At 60.3% G+C, this 7,322-nt stretch carries 8 protein-coding genes and 2 pseudogenes; 4 read left to right on the plus strand and 6 right to left on the minus strand.

Going from position 1 to position 7,322, the window contains the following annotated elements; genetic code table 11:
• Positions 1–194, plus strand: a 194-nt coding sequence (locus tag IVA82_RS37775) for a hypothetical protein (protein WP_247493356.1), incomplete at its 5' end; no start/stop codon positions are given.
• Between the two features lie 216 nt (positions 195–410).
• On the opposite strand, the pseudogene IVA82_RS37780 reads toward IVA82_RS37775, so the two are convergent.
• Positions 411–1,451 (minus strand): annotated as a pseudogene (locus IVA82_RS37780) (Cj0069 family protein).
• Positions 1,445–2,065 carry a DUF2235 domain-containing protein gene (locus IVA82_RS37785; RefSeq protein ID WP_247391051.1) on the minus strand — a complete coding sequence of 207 codons (621 nt, stop codon included), beginning with the start codon at positions 2,063–2,065 and terminating at the stop codon, positions 1,445–1,447. Before IVA82_RS37785 ends, IVA82_RS37780 begins: the two are co-directional and overlap by 7 nt.
• Before the next feature lie 385 nt (positions 2,066–2,450).
• Between IVA82_RS37785 and IVA82_RS37790 the strand changes: the two genes are divergently transcribed.
• Positions 2,451–3,455, plus strand: a complete 1,005-nt coding sequence (locus tag IVA82_RS37790; RefSeq protein WP_247391053.1) for a DUF1236 domain-containing protein — start codon at positions 2,451–2,453, stop codon at positions 3,453–3,455.
• Between the two features lie 446 nt (positions 3,456–3,901).
• Here the strand turns inward: IVA82_RS37790 and IVA82_RS37795 are convergent, their stop codons facing one another.
• The 3 genes and pseudogenes from IVA82_RS37795 to IVA82_RS37805 all read right to left on the minus strand — a co-directional run bounded on the left by IVA82_RS37795 (position 3,902) and on the right by IVA82_RS37805 (position 5,347).
• Entirely contained in the window at positions 3,902–4,456 is a 555-nt protein-coding gene (locus tag IVA82_RS37795; protein WP_247391054.1) for a DUF4142 domain-containing protein, read from the minus strand.
• 178 nt (positions 4,457–4,634) lie between these two features.
• A pseudogene (locus IVA82_RS37800) lies at positions 4,635–5,136 on the minus strand (DUF72 domain-containing protein); the annotation flags it as partial.
• Between the two features lie 67 nt (positions 5,137–5,203).
• Positions 5,204–5,347, minus strand: a complete 144-nt coding sequence (locus IVA82_RS37805) for a hypothetical protein (RefSeq protein ID WP_247391056.1) — start codon at positions 5,345–5,347, stop codon at positions 5,204–5,206.
• Positions 5,348–5,419: 72 nt separating this feature from the next.
• Here IVA82_RS37805 and IVA82_RS49230 point away from each other — a divergent pair, with 72 nt between their 5' ends.
• Both IVA82_RS49230 and IVA82_RS37815 read left to right on the plus strand, forming a co-directional pair.
• Entirely contained in the window at positions 5,420–5,689 is a 270-nt protein-coding gene (locus IVA82_RS49230) for a hypothetical protein (RefSeq protein ID WP_346658818.1), read from the plus strand.
• Between the two features lie 356 nt (positions 5,690–6,045).
• Entirely contained in the window at positions 6,046–6,900 is an 855-nt protein-coding gene (locus tag IVA82_RS37815; protein ID WP_247391058.1) for a hypothetical protein, read from the plus strand.
• 154 nt (positions 6,901–7,054) lie between these two features.
• Here IVA82_RS37815 and IVA82_RS37820 read toward each other — a convergent pair.
• Positions 7,055–7,322 (minus strand): transposase (locus IVA82_RS37820; RefSeq protein ID WP_247493807.1); only part of this gene is annotated, 268 nt, incomplete at its 5' end.

A 7,322-nucleotide genomic window follows, 5' to 3' on the forward strand; every position in this document is an offset into this window, starting at 1 on the left:
GCGGTGGCGGGACAGCTGGCGAGTCCGAGCGTATTTCGCCGGCACAAACGACGCCTTTGGAGATCGCCGCGCGGCCGGCCAAGCCCTGCGGGGTGATCGAGATCGAGGTGAGTGGAGCGCGCATCCGCGTTGAGCCAGGCGTGGAGTTGGCGACGCTTTCGACGGTGCTGTCGGCGCTCCGGGGTATCCGGTGATTGCGCTACGGTCTGACCTCAAGGTGGTGCTGGCGACGCAGCCTATGGTGGACTATCGAAGCGCCGCTAAGTCAGTTATGCGGCGTACCGATAAGAAAACAAGATCTCGGAAATAACACCGGGCGTTCACTCAGCTTCAGGTCCAGGCGGGCATCCGACAGGCGCGCAAATGCGATCGAGGAGTGCCGGCACTACGGTGCGTAAACCATTGACCACTCAAAGCTTCGACTGCAGCCGATCGGCAACCCGGCGTGCAATCTCCGCCGGCGCCTCATCGGGGATTGGGAACACCGAACTCGCATTGATCTCGCCGAGCACGTAACTGTCGGCTCCGTGGGCGTCGGGCGGGCCGAGCATGAAGTCGGCGTCCCAGATCATCGGGAGATCGCTCCTCGAGATATCCAGCAAGGACATAAGCTGCGGCGTCCAATCATCTTCCATCAACCGGCGCAGGTGCCGAAAGCGCGGGTCGGCATTGGAAGTATAGAGCCGCGGTCCGGCTTCGGCGCGCGCGGCGGGTGCGTCCACCAGGATCTTGACCTTATGATGGCCGAAGCCCGCGCAACGGTCGCCGGCCATATAGCAGCGAACCACACCTTCGCTCAGGCGCACCTGGAACGGTTGATCGATCACGCATCCGTCTTGGAAATACTCGATGCACCGATCGAGAAAATCGTCCAGTGCCAGCTCCTCTGCTGCGTCCTTCGTGGCGTCCAGCACGCGTACTATCGACCCGGTTGCCTGGATTGGGCAGCAGCTCGATCTTCCAGACGCCCTGACCGCCGTTGCCCCGGTTGCGCTTGATGACGCGCGGCCCAGTGGCGAGCCGTGACGGCAATTCCACGCGCATCGCCTCGGCCGTTCGATAGAGGATCGTGTCGCAGCCCCAGCCCATCATACGAGTACGATGGAGCGACCTCCTTGGTGCCCATCTTGAGGATCACGTCCGGATGGGCGCTCACCCACACGTCACGCGCAGCGACCTCGCGCAGCAGCGCGTCAAGGTTGGCGCGATTCCGCTCCTCGTGAATGGGGTTGACCCAGACGAGCACGCCATCAAACGTGGCTGAGCTGTGCGCGCACTGCGTCGCTGACGTTGTCCCCATAGACCACCGGATCGGCATCGACGCCAATATCGGCCAGCGCAGCGAACACTTCCTTGAACCCGCTGGTCTCTCGGGAGGCATTGCGGCTCGCCGCTTCGTCGCCGCGCCAGAGGATAGCGATGCGGCCGAGCCGAGCTGTGGGCTCTAACATGGAAGACGGCTCCAGACTCTTGGGTCCACGCTAGCGCCGTTTACGGTGATTGTGCTGCCGTACTGCTGTCTGAATTGTGCGGCGATCGCGTCTCGAGTCTCCAGCAGGAACCGCCGGTATCCAAGACTTTTGCGCGAGTAGGATGGACAGAATTGATAGACATCCTTGACCGCATGCTCGGCCAGCTTGTGGATGCTCTTTGGGTCGCGGCGCAAGGGCGAGCCATCGGGCATATGGCGCGGGACACCGCAATGGGTCATGACCCCTGCAACCGATCGGACCGTGTAGGCGCCCCGGCTGAAACCGATCAGGAAGATCCGATCGCCTTCCTCATACAGGGCGATGATCGCGGCGTAGCAATCGACAATGTTCCGAGTGATCCCGAGGCCCGTCGCCATGCTGGCGAGATTGTACAGCCACCGCATCCAGCCAATCCTGAAATGACCGCCATCGGACGCCGAACCGAGACAGGCATCGTAGAAGGCGACCTGTTCGGATGGTTCGACCTTCGTGTCCGGACCGAAGCGGCAGGCGCGGTACAGCTTGTAAACGTTCGTCCGCGCTTCGTCGAAATTGATTCCGCCGGCCTGGCCTGTGCCGTCGGAAAAGATCACAATATTCTTCGGCATCGTTCACTACCTGCAAGATGTCGACCCTGTTTTTGTAAAGGAAGCCGCGGTGGAAAAATTGCAAGGCAGGTCTATTTGAGCAATAGAAGCGCTACGGCCGCCTGAACGGTCGCCCGTTCGAGTTATCACAACACGGGCTCGACGACGAATTATGGCTATCAGCTTTCGGGCCGATGGTTTGGACGACCCACGACTGTACCGCAGGCGGCCGTTACGTCCTGGACACACACGTAAGCGCTGGATCAGGACACCCGCGCCGAGGCCAACCACGCGAAAGGCATCGTTCCTCGGGAAAAGTGGAACCGTGCGTTCTAACGCAGGTTAGACTAACTGGAGCAGAAAAGGACACATTCGAGAGGGAGAGTGAGCAATGATCCGTCTTCTGGCAACCACCGCTTTGGGAGTGGTGATCGCGAACGCCGCGTTCGCGCAGTCGCCCCCAAACCCGCGTAACCCGGCTGTTGACCAGCCGACGCAAGCGCAGACCAATCCAACCGCACAGCCCAACACAGCATCGCCGGGCACGGGACAGTCGGCGCCTCAGGCACAGAAGCAGCCTTCCTCGGGCACATCGGCCCAGACGAACACCGGCGCACAGCCATCCGCGGGCACTGGCACGAGCTCGTCGGCACAGCAGACTACCAACCCGCCCGCGTCGCAGCAGAGCACCAATCCGCCGGCAAACACCAATCAGGCTCAGCAGGCGCCGGGTGCGAGTGGAACGAACCAATCTCAGCAGGCGCCCAATGCACCCGTCACCGAGCAGGCCCAGCAGGCTCCGCCGAGTGGCGGCTCGTCGCCGACGGCGGCGCGAACTGACGTCAATATCAACAAGCAGCAGGAAACCCGGATTAGCCAGTCGATTTCGCGGCTCAACGTCCGGCCTGTCACCAACGTCAATTTCTCATTGTCGGTCGGGACGGTTGTGCCGCGCGATATCCAGCTCGCAACCCTGCCGCCTGATGTCGTCGAAATCGTGCCGCAGTATCGCGGCTTAAGCTTCGCGCTCGTGAAAGACGAGATCGTCGTCGTCGATCCCGCGAATTACAAGATCGTGACTGTGCTGCCGTATTCAGGACAGTCGACTGCGACAACGACAACACGTGAGCGCAGCAGCTCCAAGTTCTCGGATCGTGACCGCGAGGTGGTCCGCAAGCACGCGAAGACGCGTGCCGAGGGTCGGACCACCGGAAGCACCGCGCGATCGGAAATCCGGACCGGCGAGCGCGTGCCAGAGACCGTTGAGATCGAGGAGTTTCCGAGCGAGGTATACAGAGAGGCGCCCGCCTTGCGGGAATACCGCTACATACATCGCGACAATCGGACTTTTATGATCGAGCCGCGTGAACGCACAGTGATCGAGGAGATCGATTAAGGCCACAGCCGGCAGGAAGCCGCTCATGCGAAGCCGGTTTCTCGCCTAAGGACGAGGCGGGGCGTGTAAGAGTGGCTGTGAGCGGACCTCATCGGCGGTCCGCCCTTGGGCCTTGCGCCTCTCTGGGCCGTTGTAGCTGGTTTCGCATGGTCCGGCCGCGGATCCATTTTGCTGGCGAGGCCGGCCAGGGCTGCAACTGCCTGAACGGCGGTCTCGGGCATCGTCCCGTTGGGTCGATGAGTTTCTGGTCTGCCATCTTTTCGGCTCCTTGTGCTATTTGCGAAAGCCTAAGGGCAAGCGTCAGTCCCGAGGTGTGCACGACGTGCCCTGCGCGATGGTTTCGATCTGCTGTTCATCTCGTTTTGGCCCGACAACCAGAGAGAAGCCGCGTCCGCTGAAGACGCCGTCAGGCTTGCCGACATCCTTTCGTCAGATCAGGCAGGGCCCTACTTACTGGACTGGCCGACGCTCGGCGCCTTGCCAAGCTCCTGCGCCATTTCGAGGTGGTGCTTGAGTGTTGGCAGCGTCTTCCCGGCCCAATCCTTCAGTTCGGAATTGTCGCCACCCTTCGCGTAGCGCTCGAACAGCGATATCGCATCCTTGTGCGCACTGACCTGATAGGAGTCGAAATTCGAGCTGAAATCCTTGCCCGACTGGTCCTTCAGCTTGTCGAGCTTGCTTTGGTGCGAACTGTCGAGCGCCATCGGCAGCTCGGCCTTGACTTTGCCGCTGTTGAGCATGCCTTTCAGGTCGTTGCCGGTCTTGGTGTGATCGGACACCATCTGCTGGGCAAAGGATTTCTCCTGTGCGTTGCCCTTCTGTTCGGCGAGCTTGCTTGATTCCAGTTCGAACATGTCGCCGATGGCGACTTCCTTGACGAAGTCGGCGGTGGTGGGCGCGACGCCAAGCGCAGAATTGATCCCGGTCTTTTCGCCGACCGATTGGGCCAGCGCGGGGCTCGCAAGGAGAATGCAGCCGACAGCAATGATTAAGCGTTTCATGATCCTGGTTCCTCCGATCTCGGCCGCGCTTTTTTATGGGTTTCGCACGGTCGAACCAATTTTCCCACCAACCCGGCCCGGTGGTGTTCGTTCCAACTGCGTGCCTTGGGTCGTCAGCCTGACTGATCACGTTGAAACGAGAAGGTGAAGGGCTCCGACTAGCTCGTCATCAAGGACTAGGTCCATGGCCGCCCACATAGACAAAATCCGCGGTGCGATTCCAGGGCGCAGGTGCATCATGGCGGTCGGACAGGCAAGGCGAGACGTTCTTGTCCGAGAGCATGATGCGTGGCTGATACCAACTCTGATGGGAACTTCGATGCTGTAACGCCGCTTCTTGGAGAGCGGTTTGAAAAAGGAAGCAAGCCGATCCGCATTGGCTTCAAACTGCGGCGGGAGTTGAAACCGGATCGGACCAGTCTTGTCGCCGAGGAGCCGGATTCGCTCCTCCAGGCGAACACGAAATCTTTGCCAGTCGGCACCCGCCAGCTCTTCACGGCCTCACGCGTGGGCGTCCGGTAGAACACCCGGTTGAACTCCGTGGTCCCGAACTGGCTTGCCTAATATTGCAGTTGATGCCTGAGCGGCAAGCCTTCGGGAAAGAATGGCACTTGCCAAGAATCGTAGTGCCATCCCGATGCGCGATCAACACGGGCTGTTCCGTCCCGCTTGCCGACGATTAGATGAACGTGGACGGCGGGATGTCCTGAAGGATCCTCTGCCACATCTCCAATCAGCGACGCGACCTCAACCTGCTGTCACCGGAATGCGCAAATAGTCCTTCTTGTCCCAATCGAAGTACAAGAGCTCAGCATCTCCGAGCGCCCCGATGGCTGTGAGCTGAGCGGCGGAAATCCTCTCTTCAGCTACGAAGCACTTCAGGCATTCCATGACCTGTCGCCGGTTTTGAGGACCACCGCGTGGGTACGCTGCCCATCGGACTGGTGCAAGAGCTTGCGACGCATGGTTCACCTCTCGGCAAAACCAACCGCGCGCCTTGCAAAAATGTTCCGGAAAAATCGAGAGCTTATTGGCGAGAGCTTATTGGAACGGCCGCTGAAACAGCTGCTCTTGGATGGAGATGACTTGCAAAATCGACTCAGACGCATCCAATGGTATCCTACACTGCATCAGATGTCCTGGTTGAGAGCTCCTCGACTTCGCCGTCAACTCCTCTTCGGCCGTCGGGGTGATGGCATCAACGGCATCATCGAGGCGCTCCGCACGCCGTGACCGGATCAAGTTCATCCAAGTACGCCACGAAGAAGCCGCTGCATTCAATGCTTGCGCCTACGCCAAGTGAACACGCCGGCGCGGGCTGTGCATTGCAACCTCTGGATCGGCCGGCATTCATCTTCTCAACGGCTATTACGCCAAGTTCGACGGGCAGCCCGCACTAGCCATCGTCTCAGGCCAGGCGGCAAAACGGGCAAAGGGTGAGTAGGAACCTTCCTATCAAGTTGCAATTATCTGGATGCAGGGAACCCGATGAGGAGGGTCCATATGCACCAATTGATTTATCTGATTGGCCTGATTGTCATCATTATGGCCATTCTTTCGTTCTTCGGTCTTCGCTAGGGATGGCTGAGATGACCGTCGAATCCGTCGTACCATCCAGGGAGGACGGGTGCTCTGTTCAGTGGAGGCCTGTTGTCGCGGGTGCGCTTTGCGCCGCCGCTCTGTCGGTCATTCTTATCAGTTTCGGTGTTGCGGTTGGGCTTGGTGTCAGTTCGACCTCGCCGACGTGGCGCGATGCCTCGGCCGCGCTTGCATTACTTTCGGGCATTTACTTGATTCTGCAGGCGATCATCGCATTCGGCCTGGGCGGCTATATCGCAGGCCGCGCGAGGGCTGCGGTGGGTGCTGCCGAAAGCGGGGACGTGGAACGGCATGACGGGCTGCACGGCCTCACTTCATGGGCGCTGGCGGTTCTGCTTGGCGCGGCTCTGGCATCATTGATTGGAGCGTCGACAGTTAATCGGTCGGCGACGCGAACGCTCGCTGTTAATACCACAGTCGCCGAGCCGCTCCTGAGCTATGAGCTCGACAAGCTGTTTCGTTCGATGCGACGGCCGCCCAACATCGACATGAGTGCGGAGCGCGGGGAGGCGGGGCGGATCCTGATGACGTCGTCGAGCCATAGTGGCGTCATCAACGATGACCGGACCTATCTAATCCAACAGGTCGCCGCCACAACCGGGCTGTCGCCGCAAGATTCTGAGCGGCGCGTCGATGGCATCATCGCGGACTCCAAAATGGCCATTGCCCGTACGCGTCGCAGCTCGATCATCGTGGCCTTTTCGATCGCGGCCGCTACCCTGCTTGGAGCGGTTGCCGCATCGGCTGCGGCTTGTGCAGGCGGCAGTCATCGCGACGGAGGGCCGTTGCCGGAATGGATGGTGAGTTTCAACAAGCTGGGCGGCGGCCGCGCAGCGACTCCCTAGCATTACAGTTGTCTTCTTGATTTGACGTGAGCGCGTTGAGCGGCAGCCTGATGAGCTCTGCGCCAGAAAGACCATGCGATGATGCGTGCGGGTTGAATACGCTTTCGAGCAAGTCTGATGGCAATGCGGCGGATTTCCTGGATTGACCAACGGATCAGCGGCGGCGTGGGTATGCTTTGGCTTTTGCCGGGGGGCGGCGTTTGGTTTTTTTGGGCGGTGGCGGATTAGCGCGATGGCGGATCGCGGCCATCATGGCGAAGGCGAGCATCACCAAGGACACATGACGGTGCCAGCCATGCCAGGACCTGCTCTCGTTGTGATCGAGCCCGAACTCGTTTTTCGCGGTTTCAAAGCTGTCCTCGATCGCCCATCGATGGCCTTCGACCGCGACCAGCGTTTCAATTGATGTTCCCGCTGGGCAC

Source organism: Bradyrhizobium sp. 142 (assembly GCF_023074015.1).
Classification (GTDB): domain Bacteria; phylum Pseudomonadota; class Alphaproteobacteria; order Rhizobiales; family Xanthobacteraceae; genus Bradyrhizobium.

What these genes read in the sequence shown, in the direction of transcription:
- IVA82_RS37815 (WP_247391058.1), top strand. Translation starts at nt 6,046, where the DNA reads ATGACCGTCGAATCCGTCGTACCATCCAGGGAGGACGGGTGCTCTGTT.
- IVA82_RS37805 (WP_247391056.1), bottom strand. Translation starts at nt 5,347, where the DNA reads ATGGAATGCCTGAAGTGCTTCGTAGCTGAAGAGAGGATTTCCGCCGCT.
- IVA82_RS37795 (WP_247391054.1), bottom strand. Translation starts at nt 4,456, where the DNA reads ATGAAACGCTTAATCATTGCTGTCGGCTGCATTCTCCTTGCGAGCCCC.
- IVA82_RS37790 (WP_247391053.1), top strand. Translation starts at nt 2,451, where the DNA reads ATGATCCGTCTTCTGGCAACCACCGCTTTGGGAGTGGTGATCGCGAAC.
- IVA82_RS49230 (WP_346658818.1), top strand. Translation starts at nt 5,420, where the DNA reads ATGGTTCACCTCTCGGCAAAACCAACCGCGCGCCTTGCAAAAATGTTC.